Raw genomic sequence first — 21,795 nt, forward strand, 5'->3', positions numbered from 1 at the left:
AGGAAAATCATGACCAGGAACCAAATGCCTGTCTTTTACAAGGATTGGGAAGCGTTGGCTGCAGAAAAACTGGAACGCGGTGCTTTTGAATATATTAGAGGCGGATCGGGAAGTGGAGAGACACTGCTTGCGAACGAAACAGCGTTTCGTCAATGGGCGATTATTCCGCGCGTGCTGCGGGACGTATCTTCTGTGGAAATAAGTACTTCCATATTGAACCAACCTATACAAGCTCCAATTCTGTTAGCGCCGGTCGGCTACCAAAAGCTTGCGTGTCCGCAAGGAGAGCTTGCCGCTGCCAAGGCAACCGAAAAGGCGGGTGTCCCATATATCGCAAGTACGGTTTCCGATTATTCCTTGGAAGAAATAAGCGAACACACGCCGCAAGGAAATAACTGGTTCCAGCTCTACTGGTCAACCAATGAAGCTCTCACCTTTAGCATGGTGAAAAGAGCGGAGCAAGCCGGATATAAAGCGATCGTCGCAACCGTGGACACAGGCGTATTGGGATGGAGAAGCAGCAGCTTTGTTCATCACTTCTCGCCTGTGAGAGCAACCAGAGGCGGAGCCAATTTTCGTAAAGATCCTGTATTTCAAGCGTTGGTCACGGAATGGACGGAAGAAAATATTATAAAAGAAATTCAAAACAATAAACGCAGGGATCATATGACTTGGGATGATATTCTCCGTTTGAGGAAAATCACCAGTCTGCCGATTATTTTAAAAGGCATACAGCATCCGAAAGATGCAGAAAAAGCCGCCGAGCTGGGATTTGAAGGGATTATCGTATCAAACCACGGTGGAAGACAACTGGATGCGGCAATATCCTCTCTGGAGTCCCTTTCGCCCATTGTTGACGCGGTTAAAGATAGAATCGCTATTATCGTGGACGGCGGCATCAGAAGTGGTACAGATGTATATAAAGCGCTGGCTTTGGGGGCGGATGCCGTTTCCATCGGAAGGCCGTATATTTATGGTTTGGCGGCGTACGGGGAAGAAGGGGTAGTCCAGGTTATCGAGCAATATAAGTCGCAGCTAATCTCTGCCCTAAGGTTATCCGGTGAAGCAAATATGAAACACTTATCCAGAGAAAATCTGCACCATTCCTTCACCTGCTCCTGTAACCTCCGAGATACCTAGAGAGTTTTAGCACCCATGCCAACCTCAAGTCGAACGTGGAAATTATGAACTAAATATGACATTCAGAATCAGTATGTGGGAACACTTGAATTCTGTTAATATACCCATCTGAATGCTTAAAGCATATAAAAAATCCCCTCTCAATTCGCAGTTTCCACTGCATTTGGAGGGGATTTCGTTAATTATACGCTCTCTACTCTTGAATCATTTGACGCAACACGGTTTGCAGAATACCACCGTTGTGGTAGTAGTCGATATCGACGGTGCTGTCCAAACGGGCAATTACCGGGAATTCGAACTTCGTGCCATCCTCGCGTTTAGCCACAACCGTAAGCTCTTGACCAGGCTTCACGTCATTGTTAATGCCGAGGATGTCGAAGGTTTCGCGACCATTGAGGCCCAAGCTGGACCAGCCATAGCCTTCCTGGAATTGCAGAGGCAGTACACCCATGCCGACCAGGTTACTGCGGTGAATCCGCTCGAAGCTTTCGGCAATGACAGCCTTAACGCCCAGCAGAAGCGTACCTTTGGCCGCCCAGTCACGAGAGCTGCCTGTGCCATATTCCTTACCAGCAATGACGATCAGGTTCTGATCGGCTGCCTGATATTTCATGGATGCATCATAGATGGACATTTCCTCATCCGTTGGCAAGTATTTGGTCACGCCGCCCTCGGTGCCTGGAGCCACATTGTTGCGGATACGGATGTTGGCGAATGTACCGCGCATCATGACCTCGTGGTTACCGCGACGGGAGCCGTAGGAGTTGAAGTCCTTGCGTTCCACGCCATGCTCCTTCAAATACAGTCCTGCCGGGCTGGAAGGGGCAATGTTGCCTGCTGGTGAGATATGGTCCGTCGTGACCGAATCATTCAACAGGGCAAGCACACGGGCATTGCGGATTTCCTTGATATCCTGTACGCCATCCTGAAGTCCTTCAAAGAACGGCGGGTTTTGAATATAAGTTGAGTTTTCATCCCATTCATACAGTTCGCCTTCAGGAACTGGAATGGAGTTCCACTTTTCGTTGGCAGTAAATACATTTTCGTATTTGCGACGGAACATATCCGGGCTGAGAGACAGGCTGATGGCTTCCTTGATTTCCTCGGAAGTGGGCCAGATATCTTTCAGGTAGACTGGCTGATTGTCCTGATCGTAACCGAGCGGATCGTTCACCAAATCAATGTTCACTGTACCTGCCAGTGCATAAGCGACAACCAGTGGCGGTGAGCCGAGATAGTTGGCTTTGACCTGCGCATGCACACGGCCTTCAAAGTTCCGGTTACCGGAAATAACTGCGCCAACCGTTAAATCATGGTCTGTGATGGCTTGACTCACTTCGTCAGGAAGTGGGCCGGAGTTACCGATACAGGTCGCGCAGCCATAGCCTGCCACATGGAAGCCGAGGGCTTCGAGCGGTCCGATTAATCCTGCTTTTTGCAGGTATTCCGTTACGACGAGGGAGCCTGGGGTCAAGCTTGTTTTAACATAGCCTGGCTTTTTGAGCCCGCGCTGCACTGCTTTTTTGGCCAGCAAGCCCGCACCGAGCATAACGCTTGGATTGGAGGTATTCGTGCAGCTTGTGATAGCCGCAATAACGACTGCTCCAGTACCCAACTCGCTGGTGGAGCCGTCCGGATGGGTCAGCGGAATCTTCTGTGCGATTTTTTCATCGCTCAGTCCATAGCCGCCCTTGTCCACCGGGGTACGAATAATGCCTTCAAACGTTTCTTTCATGCGGCTAAGCTCAACACGGTCCTGCGGACGTTTGGGCCCGGCGAGACTCGGTACAACCGAAGCTAGATCCAATTCAATGGTATCGCTGAACACAGGGTCCGGTGTATCGGATGTGCGGAACATGCCTTGGGCTTTGTAATATTCCTCTACGAGGCTTACTTGCTCATCGGAACGTCCAGTGCTGCGCAGGTAAGCCAGCGTTTCCGCATCGACCGGGAAGAAGCCAATCGTTGCGCCGTATTCCGGTGCCATGTTGGCAACCGTCGCACGGTCAGCCAAGCTGATGTTAGCCAGACCCGGCCCGTAAAATTCTACGAATTTGCCGACTACGCCTTTTTTACGCAGCATTTGTGTAACAGTGAGCGCGAGATCGGTGGCGGTGGAGCCTTCCGAGAGGCTACCTGTCAGTTTGAAGCCAATCACATCAGGAGTGACAAAATACAGCGGCTGCCCCAGCATACCCGCCTCTGCCTCAATTCCGCCGACACCCCAGCCTACAACACCCAGCCCGTTAATCATCGTGGTATGGGAGTCAGTTCCTACGAGGGAATCTGGAAAGACGACCGTTTCACCGTCAATGGTTTTGGTGGCGGCAACGGAGGCGAGATACTCCAGATTGACCTGATGAACGATACCGGTGGATGGCGGTACGGCGCGGAAATTGTTGAACGCCGTTTGCGCCCAGCGCAGAAAACGGTACCGCTCCTCGTTACGTTCAAACTCTACATTAATATTGTAATCCAGCGCATCACTGGTACCGAAAGCATCGACCATGACCGAGTGGTCGATAACGAGATCGACAGGGACGAGCGGATTGATTTGTTTCGGATCACCGCCCGCTTTTTTCACCGTATCACGCATGGCAGCCAAATCGACAACCACCGGAACGCCGGTAAAATCCTGAAGCACGATGCGTGCAGGGATGAATGGAATCTCCTTATTGGTATCCCGATCCTCAGCCCAGCCTGTCAGCTGCTGTACATGTTCTTCAGTGATGGCGCGTCCGTCAAATTGGCGAACTGCGGCTTCCAGCAACACTTTAATGGAGAAAGGCAGCTTGGCAACACCGCTCTTTCCTTGTTCCTCCAGTGCCTTAAGACTATAGTAGCGATAAGGCTTACCGTTAACTTCGAGACTACGGGCAATGGAGAATTGATCTTTTCCTGACATAAGTATTACCTCCTTGAAGTGGATGCTTGGGGGAAAATAGGGATGTCGTTTTTTCGACGTCTTGCACAGTTGGTTTAAATTGGTTGCGTTCTCAATTACATCTTCAGTGGTTCATTACGTGTTATAGGTTGTGATGAATGCAATTTGTTTCATTAGATGAAACATGATTTCAAAATTATTGCTTTTGGATTAAGTATACCGTTTTCAGGCAGTTCCGTAAAGTTTTTTTGGCCTAAATGATGTGTTGTAGATTGGAAAATAAAACGTTTCGCTCCCTCGCGTTTCGATGTTCATACCAAGCTTTAGAGATTCATACTTATAGATAGAGAGCATCAGACCAGTTATGCAAGAAAGGAAGTTATACATCATTCCGGTTATCCCCGGAAAAGGATAGCGGGACGAATATGGAGGGATAGGGATGGGGGAGCGGGAATGGAAACAGGCCCTTTTTGCTTACGTGAATCAATACAATCGCAGTGAAGTCAATGGTGTACCGCAGCCGGATGAGTATCTGGAGGTGGGGCAGCGGATGGAACGAGCGGCACGTGCAGCCAGATTGGAGCAGTGGTACAACGAACGGGACGCTGTTCCCCTACGCAGCGAGACACGCGCCAAGCCGCTACGAATGGTGCAGGATACCCCGGATGAGGCTGTGGTAGATGTACAACTGCATGTCCGACTCTTTTATGAGAAGGGCGGGATGACTCACCGGGAGGATCGGATTGAACGGGAGCGTCTGACGTTCACACGCGAGGGTGAGGCCTGGCAGGTAGCAAGAATTGAGCGCGATCCGGCAGAAAGGAAGCCAGCGGGGGGAGAGGTCCCTTTTGAGCAGGCTTCGTTTAATCAGGGAGGGAGTTTGCCGCTGCTGAATCGGGGAGTGCTGGGCTTTGGCACATCGGCACGTCCCAGCCGATATCGCCGTGAAGAAGCAGCGGCTTATGCAGATCAGTGGTGGGATAGCTTTAACCCGGAGTTTGAAGGTTTTGATGTGGATTGCACCAATTATATCTCGCAATGCCTCTTTGCAGGGGGAGCACCGATCCACTATACTGGTAAAAGAGAATCGGGCTGGTGGTATAAAGGACGGGTCGCCGGACGTGAGCTGTGGAGCTACAGTTGGGCAGTTTCCAACAGTCTGGAGCGGTATTTGGGCTCAAGCTCATGGGGTTTGACTGCTGAGCAGGTGAATCGACCGGAGCAGCTCATGCTGGGGGACGTCATTTTTTACGATTGGGATGGTGACGGAACCTTCCAGCACAGCACGGTGGTAACGGCCTTTGATGCGGGCGGCATGCCGCTAGTCAATGCGCATACGGTAAGCTCCAGACATCGTTATTGGGACTATAAAAATTCGTATGCGTGGACGGACAACACGGTATATCGCTTTTATCACATCGCCGACTATTTTTAAATGAGATGATGGATACAGGTATAGTGACGCAAATCAGTCATATGACGAAAGCAGGAAAGCGGAGGATAGGCATGGCAAATCAAAAATTGACCGTAGGGCTGGTGTACGGTGGCAAATCGGGCGAACATGAGGTTTCGCTGCAAACGGCGTATGCGGTAATGAACGCTTTTAACTATGAGAAATACGAGATTATTCCTTTTTATATTACGAAGGCTGGCGATTGGCGTAGAGGGGCGCTATTAAGTGCTCCTCTGGCTTCTGTAGAGCAATTGAAGCTGGAACGCGCAGAGGGCGGCACCAAGGCGGCATTAGATACGTTGTTCGGCAAGCTATACGGAGAGCAGACGCTGGATGTGCTGTTTCCGTTGCTGCACGGCACCTTTGGCGAGGACGGAACGATTCAGGGTCTGTTCGAAATGGCGGATATGCCTTATGTCGGTGCAGGAGTGCTGGCTTCGGCAGCAGGTATGGATAAAGGCGTCATGAAGAAGCTGTTTGAGCATGCAGGATTGCCGCAAGTGAAATACTGTTATTTTAATAGTACACAGTGGGCCCAAACCAGTCATGATCTGGTACGTAATATGGAAACCGAGCTAGGCTATCCTTGCTTTGTCAAACCGGCCAATCTGGGATCAAGTGTCGGTATTTCCAAAGCCAGCAACCGAGAAGAGCTGGAAAAGGCTGTAGATCTGGCTTTGCAATTTGACCTGAAGGTGATTGTCGAGGAGTACGTCGATGCCCGGGAGATTGAAGTCAGCGTACTTGGCAATGACGAGCCGATTGCTTCGGTACCCGGTGAAATTGTATCGTCGAGTGATTATTATGATTATGCTGCCAAATATACGGATGGCCAATCAGAAATGCTCATTCCGGCACCGTTGGATGAGGAAGTGGCAGATCGGATTCGTGAAGCCGCATTGCAAGCATTCCGCGCGCTGGAAGGCTGCGGGATTTCCCGTGCCGATTTCTTCGTCAGACGCTCGGACGGACATATCCTTATTAATGAAGTGAATACGATGCCTGGTTTTACACCGTTCAGTATGTATCCATTACTGTGGAGAGAAACCGGCGTATCCTATGCAAGTCTGCTGGACCGCATGATTGCTCTTGCACTGGAGCGTTATGAGCGCAGGTCGGCACTGCACTACGAGAACTCATAAACGAAACAAAGGGGAGCTGATCACTCTCCTTTTTGTTCATATATATGGCACATACTTGAGCATTTCACTAAACCCTTAATGATGAAAGGTGGCGGCTACACATGGGCTTTCAAACTGAATTTAACTCCGTGTGCAAATTCAAGAGCGAACAAGAACTTTACGAACTGCTGGAATACGGACGTGGCAAAATGGTTAAATCCGGGCTGCGCGTGTTTCCAACAGGCCAGAAGGTCATCGCTTACAGCGTGGACAACGTGGCAGTAGCCATCGTGCAGATTGTGGGCTGTATCGCCGAAATTAATTTCCAGGGCGATGAAGTGACCGAAGTTGAAATGATCCTCATTCGTAAGCTGAATGAAGAGGAATCAAGAATTCAGACCGCATTGGCGGATGAAATGTTTTTTGGAGCACAGCAGCAATCCTAGCTGTTTGCTTCTTGCAATTTGTGCGATAACGCCGAATCAGCAGGTGCTTTTCCGGGTATGATCAGTAGAAAAGGGTTTTAGGTCACAGAACGAAAGCGGCCTTACCATCTACTGCGATAACTGCTGAAAGGAAGACACCCTATGATCGTAAGGTTAGGTTATGTAGCCATGTCGGTTACCGTGCAAAATGCATCCCCCTCTAAAACCATGACGATGGCCAGCTTTAACAAGATTGGAGACCGGGAAGCTGCGATCCGCAAGCTAGAACGGATCGCAGCCGAAAATCTCCATAATACATTGAGACTGCTGCGCCATAATCGCGCGAGTGATATTCAGGTCTATCGTTTCTCATCCAAGCTGATTCCGCTCGCGACCCATCAGGATCTGCGGGATTGGGACCCGTTTCAGGCGCTCGCTGCTGACTTTGCAGAGGTTGGGAACTATGTCAAGGCGAATAGGATGAGGGTATCGTTTCACCCCGATCATTTTACAGTGTTAAGCACTCCCCGTCCTGAGGTGTTGGAGAGCTCCATTAATGACTTGAAGTACCATAAAGCGATGCTGGAGGCCATGGGGCTCGGTGCCGAAGCCAAGAACAATATTCATATTGGTGGTGCATACGGAGATAAGGTGACCTCAGGCCAGCGTTTTGTAGAGCAGGTTAGTGCTCTGGATCTTTCGTTAAGAGAACGGTTAACGCTTGAAAATGATGATAAAACATTCAATGCGGTGGAAACGCTGGAGGCTTGCAAATTGACGGGGTTACCGATGGTTCTCGATATTCATCATCAATGGGTGAATAATGAGGGGGAAAAGCCGTGGGAGCTATGGCCAGATATTTTGGATACCTGGAAAGGGGAATTGGCCCAAGCCGGATCTTCTGCTGATTATCCATTGCCGCCCAAAATCCATGCGTCCAGTCCCAAAAGTGAAAAAGACCCTCGGGGCCATGCGGACGGCGTTCTGGTGGAGCCATTGCTTACCTTTTTGCGTAATATTGCCGGATATACGGATCGGATTGATGTCATGCTTGAAGCCAAACTTAAGGATGAAGCGTTATTCGGATTGATGAATGAACTGCGCCTTCAGGAAGATAATGGGGTCAAAGTGCTGAATGGGGCTTCCGTAGAAATTATGCCTTAGAAAGTAGTATTTTGCGGATAAAGCTCTCATTTGGGGAAACTTTATGCAGTTTATTGTGTATACTAGAATGTGTAAACTAGCAAACTTGTACTGAAACAGAGATGGTTAAGAGACTGTGCTATAGGCCAGCTTCGTAAACCACGTAACAATGATATAGAAAGTAGAGTGAACACGTTGAACGAACATGAAAACGAAAAGGTTCCCTATATCGTATCAGGAAAAAGCTATACTGCCGTGGCTATTAACGCGGCATCCAAAGCCGGGGAATGGATTAAGAGCAGGCTGGGAACTGTTGAACATTTGAATACCAAACAGTCTCCTACGGATCTAGTGACCGAGGTAGATAAAGGTGCAGAGCAGATGATCCGCAGACTGATTTTGACCCATTTTCCCGATCATGCGATTTTGGGTGAAGAGGGTGTAGAGCCGGGAGCCGAAGCTTCGGCCCGCGCACTAGAGGCTGCCCGTGAAGAGGAATATTTATGGATTATTGATCCGGTAGATGGCACGACTAATTTTGTACACAGTCTGCCGTATTACAGTGTGTCTATTGCCTTGGCCCATCGTGGAGAGGTGATTGTCGGGGTTATTTATGATCCGTCCCGTGATGAAATGTTTGTAGCGGAAAAAGGAAAAGGCGCATATGTACATGGCAATCGCATGCAAGCATCAAGAGAAGAAACACTGGGAGATAGTCTGGTGTGCATCGGCTTCCCGCCGGATCGTACGTATGCACAACCGCTAAATATGAAAATTGCCCAGGTTCTTACACCTCAGGTACGCGGCATTCGGGCGCTGGGCTCGGCAGCATTGCATCTGGCTTACGTGGCGTCGGGGCGGCTATCGGCCTATTGCGAAATTGGTTTGAATGCGTGGGATGTAGCAGCGGGCGCTTTGCTGGTGCAGGAATCAGGTGGTACCATTACCGATACATTGGGCAGACCTTATGACCTGAGTGTACGGCATATTGCAGCTACGAATACAGCTATTCATTCTCAACTTATTCAAGTGCTGAAAGAAGCAGACGCAACCGGGTTATAATTCTACGTAGACCATCACCTAAAGGAGGAAATGGCGATGAGCCAATCCGAAGAATTGGAACGCCAGCTTAGTGAACTGCTGACGGAAGGCGAAATTCGTGAGAATGAGGCCCAAAAGCGGGAACGGCTCAGCCCTAAATATGAGGTGCGGGTTCAGACTCATATCGATCCCATTGTTGAGGAGACGCGTAAATATCGGAGTATGGCACGGGAACTTGATGACCGATACGACGAATACATGAGCAAGGCGGACAAATCGAAACCAACCGATCAACGCTAAGCAAATGCAAATACCTCTTGCCGAATGACCAAGGCATGGGGTATTTTGTATGTTATAAAGGAGGCGACAATCACTGATTACCTACTTTAAAAGCGCTTACAAGAATGCTGGAATCCATCATAAAATGGTACTGCTGATAACGGTGCTTATGCTGGTTAATTTTGCAGTTGTTGCAGTCATACTTAAGTACGTATTTCATATTTATGATAATCAAATGTACAAAAAAACATCCGAAGTACTCAATATTTCTTCAATCGGTATAGAAAATGAGCTGAAGGATGTGGAAAAAGTTACTTTCAAGGTAACAACGGACGAGCAGCTTCAACGTTATTTGCTGCAATTGGAAAAGGAAACGTCACCTTATGCCAAAATGGTACTACGTAAAAAAATAACGAATAGGCTCGTCGCCTTTGCCGGCTCTGAAACCTATGTCTATTCTATGATGGTCATCGACAAAGAGGGACAGGTCATGAGTGCGGGCAACCGCGAAGGTATTCCCCAAGAGCTTCGATCCACCCTGTCGGAGCTGGCAGACGAACATGACGGTTCCAATGCATGGTATGCCGCAGGTCATTCCTCCTTGCTTGCAGCTCGGCAGTTCAAATCCTTTACCGATTCCAATTTTACGCTGAATGGGCTCGGAACGCTTGCGATTCGTGTGCGAATTGACCGGATTGTAGCGGACCGTGTGCAGACCTCCGGTCGTGACGGACAACTGATGATTACAGATGGAAGGCGGATGATTTATCCCGAAACACCACTTTTGAGTGAGAGTGATATTCAGGCCGAGCTGGGCCGGAAGCAGCCTTACGGGATTGCGACCTACTCAGGAGGAACCTTTTTCGCTGCTCAAATCAAATCCTCTTATACGGGTTGGACGTATTTGCATATGACCCCCTTCGATGATATGTTTCGCAGCATTACGATTATCAAAGAAGTTGTAAGCGCTATTTTTGTCATTATGCTTCTTATCGCATTGGCACTGGGGGCTAGGTTGTCAGGCAGCATTACCAAACCGATCGTTCAATTAATCCAGAACATGCGTAAAATAGAAAAAGGCGATCTCGACCGTTTGGAAGAAGAAGCGCTTGGCGCGGTTCCTCTTTCCACACAGGATGAGGTAGGCTTGCTTCATCGGACGTACAAGAAAATGATTCGCCGCATTCGTGAGCTCATTAATGAGAATGTTGCCAAGCAACTATTACTGCGGGAAACAGAGCTAAAGGCGCTTCAGGCCCAGATTAATCCACATTTTTTATACAATACATTAGAGTCTGTGAACTGGCTCGCCAAGGCCAATAAACAGGATCGGATTTCAGAGATGGTGGAAGCACTTGCTTTTCTACTGCGCAGTGCGGTCAGTTTTGAAGAGCAACTGATTCCGCTTCGAAAAGAATTGGATATTGTAAGGAGCTATGTAACGATCCAAAAAACACGTTTTGATGAGCGTCTCGTTTTCCATCTGGATATCCCGGAAGAACTGATGGACGCGCAAATTCCGAAGCTAACGCTTCAGCCCTTGGTAGAGAATGCCATCCATTATGCGCTGGAGCCGCGAATTGAGCCCTGTCGCATTGCTATTATTGCAAGAGAAAGCGAGGGGGCTTTATTTCTGCGAGTTGAAGATGACGGATTAGGAATGACGCCGGATTTCTTGGAAAAGCTGCAGAGCGGGCAGGTCACGACTCGTGGGCAGGGCATTGGACTTACGAATATTCAGGAACGGATTAACCTGACCTTTGGTACACCTTGGGGGATAGAGCTGCATAGCGAGTCAGGAACAGGAACGTCGATTCATGTCTGTATTCCATATGTGAAAGGGGATCAGGGTCGTGTACAAGGTGCTACTGGTTGATGATGAGCGTATGATTTTGGAGGGCATATCACAGGTGGTTGATTGGGGTAAAGCGGGAACGAAATTGGTCGGTACAGCACGTAATGGGATTGAAGCTTATGATCAGATTCAGGCCAGCCCGCCTGATTTTGTGATCAGCGATATCTCTATGCCAGGACTGGACGGCATCGGACTGGTTGCCAAAACGACGGAGCATTTTCCAGACGTCCGTTTTATTCTGTTGTCGGGTTACAAAGATTTCGACTATGCCTGTCGGGCTATGCAATACGGGGTGAAGCATTACTTGTTGAAGCCATGCAATGAGCGGCAAATTCATGAGGCTCTGACCGAGTTGGGGCAGGAGCGGGAGGAGCAGGAAGAACGCAAGCAATTTGTAAACCGGATGAAGCTAGATTTTCAGCGTATGCTGCCTCATGTGAAGGAACACTTTTTGAAGGAGTTTATTTCCTATAAAACTTACGGTAGCCGCGATATCGCATTTTATGAGCGGTTATTCGGAATTGAATTGCAAGATAAGCAGGTTCGAATGCTGCTGCTGCGGGTGGAGGAATCCCATGAGCCGGAGCATTTGTTTGCATTGCAAAATATAGCGGCAGATTTGATGGATGATGTCTTGCTCAGTACGACCATGCAGGGACAATTGCTTATCGTGCTGGAAAGTGAGGATGACACGTCACGGTTTATGAAACAGATTGAAGCGGTACGTGCGACATTTCATCGCTTTTACAAGCTGGAGGTAACGGTGGCAGTTAGTGAGTCGGATAGTATGCAGCATTCACGGGGGATGTACCGGGAGACACTGCATTGTATGAATCACCGTTTTTACACCGGGGAGGGTAGTCTGATTACGAAGGAGGATTTAGCGGCTGAGGATACCCGGGAGATGGCAGATTTGGAGCTGGACGAGGAAAAGTTCGGTCTGCTGATCAAGGCTGGAAATACGGTGGAGGTTGCACAGGAAGTGGATCGGTTATTCGGTATTTTGTCTCGGATGAAGCTGGAAATCTCCGTGACCCGCTCCTATGTGCTTCAGCTCTATGCCGCTATGATCCGTATATGCCCTGAAGAAGAGCGTGCGGCGTTTACGAGCCGAATGGTGGTGCTGGCAGAGCAAAAAACGCTGGCATGTCTCAAATCTTTTGTACAGGAAGCTGCCGAACGAATGACCGCAATCTATTATAAAAGTAATGTGTATCGCCAATCTTCTACCGTTGATAAAATGATCACTATTATTGAGCAAAACTACAGAAAATCCGATCTGTCGCTGAACGGAGTGGCAGGTCAGATGCTGTATATGAATTCCGATTACTTAGGGAAGATTTTCAAAAAGGTGACAGGGGAAAACTTCTCACACTACGTTAATCGTTATCGGATCGAACGTGCGGCTGAGCATATTCGAGAGACAGGAGATGTAAAGGTGTTTGAGCTGGCCGAATGGTTCGGCTTCGGCGGGAACGCGCAATATTTTAGCCAGGTGTTCAAAAAATGGGCAGGTATGACGCCTTCCGAGTACATTAAATCACACGAGCGGGGATGAGCTGATGGAGTCCCACTGTTTTTTAAACCCAGGAAACCTGATTTGTGTATTCCAATGCTTCTCTGCTTTTGGGAAAATAACAACAGGAGCTAATGTAAACGCTATCAAAATTACGAAAATGCGTTGTCACTCGTAATCGGCTCCTTTCTAGAACAGCGAAAAGGGGAGAGATAGGTGGGCAAAAAGGGATGGTTTCTGATCATAGCTATGCTGCTCGTTTTGACGACGGCATGTAGCGGAGCGGACGGCGGCGGCAATTCGGGCACAAGTGCAGACGGGAAAGTAAAGTTACGTATCGCTTGGTGGGGATCGGATACGCGTCATGAATACACGCAGAAGGTCGTTGATTTGTATAAGCAGAAAAATCCTAATGTAACGATTGATGTGGAATATGCCTCTTTTGATGACTATTGGAAAAAGCTCGCCCCGCAGGCTGCGGCTAATCAGCTGCCGGATATCGTGCAAATGGACATTTCGTACATTAGCCAATATGCGAAAAATGGTCAACTGGAGGATCTCGCGCCTTACTTGAATCAGAAAATTCAGGTTGCAGATGTGAACGAAAATGTACTCAGTACCGGTGTAATAGCAGGAAAGCAATATGGTATTCCAACAGGTGTCAATGTTCTGGGTTTCCAGTATGATCCGGCGCTGCTCAAAAAAGCGGGTATAGACAAAATTCCTGACAACTGGACATGGGATCAATACAAAGAACTGGCTTTAAAGGCTGGTTCCAATAAAGTATACTTTGACAGCTCGATGGCTGCCGATATTTTCTTCCACTACTATTTGCGTACGCAAGGAAAGACTCTCTACAATGCGGAAGGAACAGGATTGGGGTATGACGATGATAAGCTGTTTGTTGACTTCTTCAGCGGATTGGCTGATCTGATTAAGAAGGGAGCGACCCCGCCTCCTGAAATCATGAACCAGACCAAGGGGATTCTTGAGGAATCCGATATCGTAAAAGGAACAGGCATCGGCATTTGGCAGTGGTCCAATCAGTATGTGGGCTTACAGCAGGTTGTTAACCGCCCAATGGCACTGGCTCCAATGTTTGGGCCGAATATGGAAAAAGGCGTATACATGCAGCCTACGATGTACTGGACGGTTGCTTCCCGTTCACAGGTGAAGGATGAGGCCGCAAAGTTTATTGATTTCTGGATGAATGATGTAGAAGCGAATAAATTGATTAAAGGCGAACGTGGCGTGCCGATTTCCTCCAAAATCAAGGAGGCTGTTGCGCCAGAGTTAAGCGAGCCTACGAAGCAGGTGTTTGAATTTGTAGCTTCTATGGAGCCGAAGGCTTCTCCAATGAGCCCGCCGCCACCAGTCGGATCGCCAGAAGTGATTGCGACTCTGACCGATTATATTGAGCAGGTCAATTTCGGACAGATGACGGCTGAAGACGCAGCGGCCAAGTTCCGGGCTGATGCGAATACTATCCTTGCGAATAACAAGCAATAATGAGTGCAATGAGACCTTAGGATATCTGACATCGTTTTAGCATAAGAACGACAAGTTCGAAGGAACGTTTCGTTAAGTTAACCGTGCGTAGTCCAAAGCAGGATTGCGCACGGTTGATTCGACGAACCAACTGCATAAACACCCTTTGCAGATATCATAATATTATTCATATAACAACTGAATACTAACATCTTGAAGTTTTGCTAATTCTTTAAATTGCAACAGAAGGGAGGCTTGATGAGCTTGCGAAATCATCAGAGCTTGAAAGCCAATATGACCGGATATGCGTTTATCAGCCCGTTTATTGTGGGTTTTCTGGCGTTTACGTTAATTCCAATGTTTATTTCGCTGTATCTGTCCTTTACCACCTACAACCTGTTCACCCCGCCCAAATGGATTGGTTTGGGCAACTTTGAAAAAATGTTCACAGGCGACCCAAAATACTGGAATTCGATCAGGGTCACGTTTACGTATGTATTGGTCGGTGTACCGTTGCGACTGATTTTCGCGCTGTTTGTGGCTATGATTTTGAATACCAAATCGCGCATGGTCGGCACCTATCGGACAATGTACTATCTGCCGTCGATTATCGGAGGTAGCGTTGCGGTATCCATTATGTGGCGGAACATTTTCAGTAATAACGGCATAGTGAACAGCCTGCTTTCGACCTTAGGGGCGACTCCGGTGAAGTGGTTTGGTGACCCGGATGCTTCGCTTACGATGTTGATCACCTTGTCCGTATGGCAATTTGGCTCCTCCATGCTGATTTTTCTGGCAGGTTTGAAGAACATTCCTGTTGAATTGTACGAGGCATCCAGTGTAGATGGCGCTAAGCCAGTACGAAAATTTTTCAGTATTACGCTGCCGTTGCTTAGCCCCATTATTCTATTTAATCTGATTATGCAGACGATCAGCGCCTTTATGACCTTCGTCCCGGCTTATGTTATTTCTAAGGGCGAAGGAGGCCCGATGGATGGAACGATGCTGCATTCACTGTATCTGTTCCGGCAGGCGTTTATGTTCAGCAACATGGGATATGCGGCAGCCATGGCTTGGGTCATGCTCATTATGATTGGGATACTGACAGCGATATTATTTATAACCTCCAGATACTGGGTATTTTATGAAACGGAAAAGGGGCGCTGATACCGATGGCATGGAAAACGGTCAAATGGCCAATTTATCACATACTGGTTGCTGCACTGGCGCTCCTGATGCTGTATCCCGTTTTTTGGATGCTGTTTAGCTCGTTTAAAGAAAGTCGGACGATATTCGTCACGGCATCCTCGCTTTTCCCTACAGAATGGATCTGGCAAAACTATGTAACAGGCTGGAAAGGAACGACTGGATACAACTTTGGCACGTACATTCTGAACTCGCTCACGATCGTGGTAATTTCAACGATTGGAGCCGTGCTTTCCTCCTCATTGATCGCATTTGGCTTCGCACGCTTGAAATTCAAAGGGCGTAACTTGTGGTTTGCTTTGATGATGGTGACGCTTATGCTACCAGGGGATGTGGTACTGGTACCGCAATATATTATTTTCACCAAGCTCGGTTGGATCAATACGATCTTACCGTTGGTGGTACCCTCCTTTTTCGGGATGCCGTTCTTCATCTTTCTGATGGTGCAGTTTATACGAACGATTCCAGCAGAGTTGGATGAAGCGGCAACGATTGACGGATGCGGCAAGTTCCGGCTGTATTTCAGAATTATTTTACCCTTACTCAAATCGTCGTTGGCTACAGCGGCAATCTTCTCTTTCTACTGGAAGTGGGAGGATTTGCTTGGTCCGGTACTGTACTTGAATTCGCCGGAGAAATATACCGTATCTATTGCACTCAAGATGTTCCTCGATAGCGAGTCGGCTTCCAACTGGGGAGGAATGTTCGCCATGTCTATCCTAAGCCTGCTTCCAGTTATCGCTGTATTCTTCGCATTCCAGAAGCAAATTGTAGAAGGAATGAGTACGAGTGGTTTGAAGGGGTAAGATCCAAAATCCATAGCGTGAGGATATGAAGCTTACGAGTGGAAAAGGATGGCATCCGGGTTTATACAATTGAATGGACGGGATTTGAGGGCGATGGCTGAGAGGTGAGTAAATTGTGGAAGTTTGATTTTGGTCCGGGGGAACCTGCGGATGGCTACAAGGGAGTGTCTCCGGATTGCTTATATACAACTGAACAGGGTTATGGCTTCGAGACTACGGAGCATGTGTACGGTCGAAAAAGGCAGAGTGCAGCCAAGGATGCACGCACGCGGCTGCGAAACAGCTTTTGTATTCCACTGAACGCTGCATTTGTTGCAGATGTGCCGGACGGAATGTATCTCGTCACTATACTGGTCGGCGATTCGCAGGCGGAAACGTTCACGCGACTCAAGGCTGGTGAAGGTAAGCACATGCTTCCCCCGGTACACACGCTGCCGGGTCAGTTCACCGAAGCCCAGTTTGCGGTGCCTATCCGGGGTGGCAAGCTGCGCCTCACCGTATCAGGCACCGCGCCACGGCTCAATGCGCTGGAGATTACTCCAGCGCCACAGACCCTCCGGCTATTCCTAGCCGGAGATTCCACGGTTACGGATCAGGATGCATCCGGTTATCCGTATACTGGCTGGGGCCAGGCTTTGCCCGCCTTGTTCAAGCATGATGTCTGCGTGGATAATCATGCCGTATCGGGAAGAAGCTCCAAAAGCTTTGTGGACGAAGGACGGCTGGGTGCCATTTTGGGCGAAATAAAGGCAGGAGACTTCCTGTTCATCCAGTTCGGCCATAATGATCAGAAGCCTGATCCGGAGCGGGCTACAGAGCCTTTTGCAACCTACAAGGAGCATCTTCGCCTCTACATCGACGGCGCAAGAAGCCATGGGGCAACCCCGGTACTAGTCACGCCCGTACATCGTCGCTATTTTAATGAGGATGGTACGCTATCTGACACACATGGTGACTATGTAACAGCGGTTCGTGAGCTGGCGGAAGAAGCGAATGTACCGCTAATTGATTTGTCTGCCCGCACGCAGGAGTTATATGAGCAGCTAGGCCCCGAAGAGAGTAAAGAGCTTTTTATGTGGCTGCTGCCTGGTGAATACATGAACTTTTCCGGTGGCTTAGAGGATAACACACATTTTCATGAGAATGGCGCGGTTCGTATTGCAGACATGGTGGTGGATGCTGTGAGGGAACTGGATTTGCAACCGCTACGCATGTATTTACGTTGAAGGACGACCTTTTCATGTACGGGCGTCAAGGAGGTAACTCACGTGAAACTTACCAAAGGGGGAGACGTGGAAATGCCTGCATTGATATTTGATGAAGAACAAGTTAAGCAGGTGATCGACCGGGTAGTAGAACGCACATTTCAAATGCACTACAGCTGGGATTGGCCGGGGGGAGTAGCCTTTTACGGAGTATGCGAAGCGTATGAAGCGACAGGGAACGAAAAGTATTTGATCAAGCTGAAAGAATGGGTTGACGAAAATATCGAAGATGGTCTTCCATCTCTCTCGGTGAACGGCGTTTCTGTCGGGCACTGTTTGTTGACGCTTCATCAGGCTACAGGTGAGCAAAAATACCTTGATATTGCCATCGAGATGGCAGAATTTTTGGCCAAAAAGGCGGAGCGGTTTGCCGACGGCATTTTCCAGCATACGGTGAATTCACTTCATGATGTATTTCCGCAGCAAGCATGGGTGGATACGATGTTTATGGCCGGTTATTATTTGCTGCGCATCGGTCATCTGTTAGGCAACAAGGAGTATTGGGAGGATGGGGTTCGTCAATATCACGGGCATGAAGAATTTTTGCAGGACCCGGATACGAATCTGTATTATCACGGCTGGGATCATGCGAATCAAAGCCGGATGTCAGGAATATATTGGGCGCGTGGCAATTCATGGGCAGCTCTCACGATGGCAAAAGCGCTGAAATTTGTGGAGGTGCAGCATCCATCTTATATGATCATCGATGGTTCGCTGCGTGACCAGCTCAATGCACTGGTGCGGCTGCAATCCCCGGAAGGGCTGTGGCATACGGTGCTGAACGATGATACCTCTTATCTGGAAACCTCGGGCTCGGCAGGAATCGCGACTGCCTTGCTTATGCAAGGGCGGTTGTTTAACAAATACACACAAAAGGCGATCGATGGTATTATTTCCCGCATTAAGGAGGACGGCACAGTTACGGGGGTATCCGCTGGAACTGCTGTAATGAACGATATTGACGGCTATCGGAACGTTCCCTACAAACGCATTCAGGGATGGGGTCAGGGATTGGCGCTTGCCTTTCTGGCTCAACTGTTGCGTACCAAGGAGAATCCGTACGGCTAGAAGAAGGGGCATTAGCGCCAAAAAGTAATTCGGGTAAAGGAGGTCGAAAGCATGGGAGATGCTGAACTTTTTCAGGAGCTTTCTCAGGAAAAGGCAGCTAATCAGCCGCGAGGCAGCCTATTCTGGGTCATCCCCGATGGGTATATTCCACCGGAAAGCCGGGGAGAGCTGCTCAGTCATGAGAGTATATGCGTGCTGAATTGTGGGAGCCGTGTGGCAAATCTAAGTATAGACATCTATTTTGAAGACCGCGAACCATTGGAGGGATTGACCGAGGTGGTGGAAGGAAGACGAACCCGTCATATCCGAACAGCCTCGTTGGAGAAATCCGGCGAGCGGATTCCGACAGGCATTCCTTACGCAATCACGGTTACTAGCGATGTGCCCATCATCGTACAATATAGCAGATTGGACACGACACAGCCGGAATTGGCGTTAATGAGTGTCATGGCGTATCCGGTCTAGTCCGACGAGGACTATAGAGTTAAAAAAGAAATCTCCAGGCTGGAATTGCGCAGCTGGGAGATTTCTTTTTTGCAGGTAGATTAGTGTCTATTTTCAGCCCGTTTTTTGTGATTTTGCCGAAGTTGTTTTGAGCGGCGTGAAGTTTTTTCGCCCTCCGAAATTGGTACCCAGCACGCCGATAATGATCATCACAGCCCCGACAATGTGATAGTAGGCGAGCTGCTCCTTCAAAATGTAAGCACCGGCAATCATGGAAATGAGGGTGGATAAATTACCGATCACACTCATTTTGGAGGCTTCGATCCACTTCAAGGCAAAGCTCGATAACAGCGAGGTGACGAGGGTAGACAGAATGCCCAGATAAATCAGTGCCATCCAGTAACCAGGCTTCACCAGTGGAGCAGTATAGGCACTCATGGAGCCGTCTATGGCATGGTATCCCAGTGCGACCACGTTAAAAGCGATACATCCCAAAATAGAGGTAACGTAGGTCAATTCCATGGGGCTATACTTTTGTGTTAATGGACGTGCAAGCACGTTATAGCCGGATAGGCATATCGCAGAGAGCACAAGCAGAAGAATACCACCATAGCTACTGGATGCTAGCGGTGCTCCGCTTTTCATCACAAATATAAAAACCACACCAAAGACAGAGAGCAGTAAGGAAATCTTTTGGACTACTGTTGTACGCTCTTTAATAAAATAGGAAGCTAACAACAGCGTAAAGATGGGAACGGTTGCTTGAATAATTCCACCTTCCGATGAAGAAGTACTCATCAGCCCGAAGGCTTGCAGTGGAAAATACACTAAAGGGGAGAGCAGTGCCAGTGGTAAAATGCGCAAAATGTCACGCAACTTGATGTTGAGCTTAATCCAACCGAGCAGCACTGGAACGGTCAAAGCGATAAAAGACAGCGCAAAGCGGTGGGCGATCACATCCAGCGGGCTCGCCTCTGTGACCGTCAATTTTACAAATAAAAATGAAAATCCAAGTATAGCTGCATAGCTGAGAGCTGCTAGATAAGCGGCTCCATTTCTGGAACGACTGTGCATAATAAACCTCCGTAGTCATGACCTTAACCTGTGGTTCTCTCAATATACCCGGATGGCATAACATGAAACAATCCATAAAATCTACAACTGTACGGGTACAGTTTAAAATGAAAAAAGCCGGAACGAAGTCCCAGAGGTCGGCTACCCTTTCCCTAAGACTACTTCCAACTCTTATCTTATTCATATTCTAGTCAAATTCTATCACTTACTGCTTGGTTTACTTCCCTTGTGACATCGCCCGGAACGAATCGTCCGCCGCTTCCAGGGTAGCATCCACATCTTCGTCCGTATGCGCTGTTGTGAGGAACCAGGCTTCGTACTTGGATGGTGCCAGATGAATACCGCGATCCAGCATGTGACGGAAGAAGGATGCAAATGCTTCGCTATCTGTATCCTGCGCCTGCGCGTAGTTCGTGATCGGATGATCACAGAAATGCGTCGAGAACGCTCCACGAATACGGTTGATCGTCAATGGCACGCCGTAGCGTTCGGCAGAGGACTGAATACCGTCCGTCAGCCTCACAGCCAGACGTTCCATCTCTTCATACACGCCTTCTCCTTGAAGGACTTCAAGGCAGGCGATGCCTGACGAGATGGACGCCGGGTTGCCGGCCATCGTACCCGCCTGATAAGCCGGGCCGAGTGGGGCAACCTGCTCCATGATCTGCTTGCTGCCACCGTAGGCACCAATTGGCAGACCACCGCCCATGATTTTGCCCAGCGCGGTCAAATCTGGCTGAATCGCATCATGGTTGTCCAAACCTGCATATGTTTGGGTAGAGCCGAAGTGGAATCGGAATGCGGTAATGACCTCGTCATAAATGACAAGTGAGCCGTTCGCACGCGCCATCGAGCAGAGCCCTTCCAGGTAGCCTGGCTGCGGCATAACCATGCCGAAATTACCGACAATCGGCTCGACCATGACTGCCGCCACATCGTCGCTCCAACGCTCCAAGGCTTGGCGCAACGCGTCGAGATCATTGAATGGCACGGTAATAACCTCGCTCGCAATGTTGGTCGTAATGCCTGCGCTGTCAGGTATGCCCAGCGTGGAAGGACCGGAGCCTGCGGCTACAAGTACCAGATCCGAGTGACCATGGTAGCAGCCGGCGAATTTGATGATCTTGTTCCGCCCAGTATAGGCCCGTGCCACACGAATCGTCGTCATGACTGCTTCTGTGCCGGAATTCACAAACCGAACCTTGTCCATAGAAGGAATTGCTTCCTTCAGCATCTTGGCCAGTTTGATTTCCAATACCGTTGAGGTTCCGTATAATACGCCGTTCGCGGCCGCTTCGCTGATCGCCTTGGTAATATGGGGGTGAGCATGTCCGGTAATAATAGGGCCGTAGGCCGCCAAATAATCGATATACCGATTATCATCCTCGTCCCAGAAATGAGCGCCTTGGGCGCGTTTCATGAATACTGGAGCACCGCCGCCCACAGCTTTAAAGGAACGTGAAGGGCTGTTAACGCCCCCGACAATATGCTTCAGGGCTTCTTTATATAGTGCTTCGGAGTTTTCCCGTTTCATCTTCAAAAACTTCCTTTCCGTTCATTAAAATAGGGTATATACACGCCAAAGGG

At 48.9% G+C, this 21,795-nt stretch carries 18 protein-coding genes; 15 read left to right on the top strand and 3 right to left on the bottom strand.

What is annotated here, in order from left to right:
- Positions 1-9 precede the first annotated feature (9 nt).
- Positions 10-1,140: an alpha-hydroxy acid oxidase gene (locus NSQ68_RS03735; RefSeq protein ID WP_342428005.1), complete on the top strand. Its 1,131-nt coding sequence runs from the start codon at positions 10-12 to the stop codon at positions 1,138-1,140.
- 193 nt (positions 1,141-1,333) lie between these two features.
- Here the strand turns inward: NSQ68_RS03735 and acnA are convergent, their stop codons facing one another.
- A complete protein-coding gene (gene acnA, locus NSQ68_RS03740; protein ID WP_342428006.1) occupies positions 1,334-4,045 on the bottom strand; it encodes an aconitate hydratase AcnA in 2,712 nt (903 codons plus the stop codon).
- A gap of 418 nt (positions 4,046-4,463) precedes the next feature.
- Between acnA and NSQ68_RS03745 the strand changes: the two genes are divergently transcribed.
- The 14 genes from NSQ68_RS03745 to NSQ68_RS03810 all read left to right on the top strand — a co-directional run bounded on the left by NSQ68_RS03745 (position 4,464) and on the right by NSQ68_RS03810 (position 19,155).
- Positions 4,464-5,459 (top strand): amidase domain-containing protein, encoded by a 996-nt coding sequence (locus tag NSQ68_RS03745; RefSeq protein WP_307352935.1) that lies wholly within the window; start codon positions 4,464-4,466, stop codon positions 5,457-5,459.
- Positions 5,460-5,530: 71 nt separating this feature from the next.
- Positions 5,531-6,619: a D-alanine--D-alanine ligase gene (locus NSQ68_RS03750; protein WP_039270664.1), complete on the top strand. Its 1,089-nt coding sequence runs from the start codon at positions 5,531-5,533 to the stop codon at positions 6,617-6,619.
- A gap of 101 nt (positions 6,620-6,720) precedes the next feature.
- Positions 6,721-7,044, top strand: coding sequence for a hypothetical protein (locus NSQ68_RS03755; protein ID WP_007428793.1), 324 nt, complete (start codon positions 6,721-6,723; stop codon positions 7,042-7,044).
- Positions 7,045-7,185: 141 nt separating this feature from the next.
- On the top strand, positions 7,186-8,187 hold the full coding sequence (gene uvsE, locus NSQ68_RS03760) for a UV DNA damage repair endonuclease UvsE (protein ID WP_342428007.1): 1,002 nt from the start codon (positions 7,186-7,188) through the stop codon (positions 8,185-8,187).
- Between the two features lie 174 nt (positions 8,188-8,361).
- Positions 8,362-9,228 carry an inositol monophosphatase family protein gene (locus NSQ68_RS03765; protein WP_342428008.1) on the top strand — a complete coding sequence of 289 codons (867 nt, stop codon included), beginning with the start codon at positions 8,362-8,364 and terminating at the stop codon, positions 9,226-9,228.
- 36 nt (positions 9,229-9,264) lie between these two features.
- Positions 9,265-9,507, top strand: a complete 243-nt coding sequence (locus tag NSQ68_RS03770; protein ID WP_029515768.1) for a hypothetical protein — start codon at positions 9,265-9,267, stop codon at positions 9,505-9,507.
- Between the two features lie 124 nt (positions 9,508-9,631).
- Positions 9,632-11,362 carry a histidine kinase gene (locus NSQ68_RS03775; RefSeq protein ID WP_342428009.1) on the top strand — a complete coding sequence of 577 codons (1,731 nt, stop codon included), beginning with the start codon at positions 9,632-9,634 and terminating at the stop codon, positions 11,360-11,362.
- Entirely contained in the window at positions 11,340-12,899 is a 1,560-nt protein-coding gene (locus NSQ68_RS03780; RefSeq protein WP_342428010.1) for a response regulator, read from the top strand. Before NSQ68_RS03775 ends, NSQ68_RS03780 begins: the two co-directional genes overlap by 23 nt.
- A gap of 174 nt (positions 12,900-13,073) precedes the next feature.
- Complete coding sequence (locus NSQ68_RS03785) at positions 13,074-14,366, top strand: extracellular solute-binding protein (protein WP_342428011.1); 1,293 nt, start codon at positions 13,074-13,076, stop codon at positions 14,364-14,366.
- A gap of 237 nt (positions 14,367-14,603) precedes the next feature.
- Entirely contained in the window at positions 14,604-15,512 is a 909-nt protein-coding gene (locus NSQ68_RS03790) for a sugar ABC transporter permease (protein ID WP_023987015.1), read from the top strand.
- A gap of 5 nt (positions 15,513-15,517) precedes the next feature.
- Positions 15,518-16,357 (top strand): carbohydrate ABC transporter permease, encoded by an 840-nt coding sequence (locus tag NSQ68_RS03795; RefSeq protein WP_023987016.1) that lies wholly within the window; start codon positions 15,518-15,520, stop codon positions 16,355-16,357.
- A gap of 113 nt (positions 16,358-16,470) precedes the next feature.
- Positions 16,471-17,583, top strand: a complete 1,113-nt coding sequence (locus NSQ68_RS03800; RefSeq protein WP_342429063.1) for a rhamnogalacturonan acetylesterase — start codon at positions 16,471-16,473, stop codon at positions 17,581-17,583.
- Positions 17,584-17,655: 72 nt separating this feature from the next.
- Complete coding sequence (locus tag NSQ68_RS03805; protein WP_342429064.1) at positions 17,656-18,690, top strand: glycoside hydrolase family 88 protein; 1,035 nt, start codon at positions 17,656-17,658, stop codon at positions 18,688-18,690.
- Between the two features lie 51 nt (positions 18,691-18,741).
- On the top strand, positions 18,742-19,155 hold the full coding sequence (locus tag NSQ68_RS03810) for a sensory rhodopsin transducer (protein ID WP_342428012.1): 414 nt from the start codon (positions 18,742-18,744) through the stop codon (positions 19,153-19,155).
- 93 nt (positions 19,156-19,248) lie between these two features.
- On the opposite strand, the gene NSQ68_RS03815 is transcribed toward NSQ68_RS03810, so the two are convergent.
- A complete protein-coding gene (locus tag NSQ68_RS03815) occupies positions 19,249-20,208 on the bottom strand; it encodes a DMT family transporter (RefSeq protein WP_341071657.1) in 960 nt (319 codons plus the stop codon).
- Positions 20,209-20,425: 217 nt separating this feature from the next.
- Complete coding sequence (locus NSQ68_RS03820; RefSeq protein ID WP_342428013.1) at positions 20,426-21,742, bottom strand: glutamate-1-semialdehyde 2,1-aminomutase; 1,317 nt, start codon at positions 21,740-21,742, stop codon at positions 20,426-20,428.
- Positions 21,743-21,795 lie beyond the last annotated feature (53 nt).

The organism is Paenibacillus sp. FSL L8-0158, from assembly GCF_038592965.1.
Taxonomy (GTDB): Bacteria; Bacillota; Bacilli; order Paenibacillales; family Paenibacillaceae; genus Paenibacillus; species Paenibacillus polymyxa_D.

What these genes read in the sequence shown, in the direction of transcription:
- NSQ68_RS03735 (WP_342428005.1), top strand. Translation starts at nt 10, where the DNA reads ATGACCAGGAACCAAATGCCTGTCTTTTACAAGGATTGGGAAGCGTTG.
- acnA (WP_342428006.1), bottom strand. Translation starts at nt 4,045, where the DNA reads ATGTCAGGAAAAGATCAATTCTCCATTGCCCGTAGTCTCGAAGTTAAC.
- NSQ68_RS03745 (WP_307352935.1), top strand. Translation starts at nt 4,464, where the DNA reads ATGGGGGAGCGGGAATGGAAACAGGCCCTTTTTGCTTACGTGAATCAA.
- NSQ68_RS03750 (WP_039270664.1), top strand. Translation starts at nt 5,531, where the DNA reads ATGGCAAATCAAAAATTGACCGTAGGGCTGGTGTACGGTGGCAAATCG.
- NSQ68_RS03755 (WP_007428793.1), top strand. Translation starts at nt 6,721, where the DNA reads ATGGGCTTTCAAACTGAATTTAACTCCGTGTGCAAATTCAAGAGCGAA.
- uvsE (WP_342428007.1), top strand. Translation starts at nt 7,186, where the DNA reads ATGATCGTAAGGTTAGGTTATGTAGCCATGTCGGTTACCGTGCAAAAT.
- NSQ68_RS03770 (WP_029515768.1), top strand. Translation starts at nt 9,265, where the DNA reads ATGAGCCAATCCGAAGAATTGGAACGCCAGCTTAGTGAACTGCTGACG.
- NSQ68_RS03775 (WP_342428009.1), top strand. Translation starts at nt 9,632, where the DNA reads ATGGTACTGCTGATAACGGTGCTTATGCTGGTTAATTTTGCAGTTGTT.
- NSQ68_RS03790 (WP_023987015.1), top strand. Translation starts at nt 14,604, where the DNA reads ATGAGCTTGCGAAATCATCAGAGCTTGAAAGCCAATATGACCGGATAT.
- NSQ68_RS03795 (WP_023987016.1), top strand. Translation starts at nt 15,518, where the DNA reads ATGGCATGGAAAACGGTCAAATGGCCAATTTATCACATACTGGTTGCT.
- NSQ68_RS03805 (WP_342429064.1), top strand. Translation starts at nt 17,656, where the DNA reads ATGCCTGCATTGATATTTGATGAAGAACAAGTTAAGCAGGTGATCGAC.
- NSQ68_RS03810 (WP_342428012.1), top strand. Translation starts at nt 18,742, where the DNA reads ATGGGAGATGCTGAACTTTTTCAGGAGCTTTCTCAGGAAAAGGCAGCT.
- NSQ68_RS03815 (WP_341071657.1), bottom strand. Translation starts at nt 20,208, where the DNA reads ATGCACAGTCGTTCCAGAAATGGAGCCGCTTATCTAGCAGCTCTCAGC.
- NSQ68_RS03820 (WP_342428013.1), bottom strand. Translation starts at nt 21,742, where the DNA reads ATGAAACGGGAAAACTCCGAAGCACTATATAAAGAAGCCCTGAAGCAT.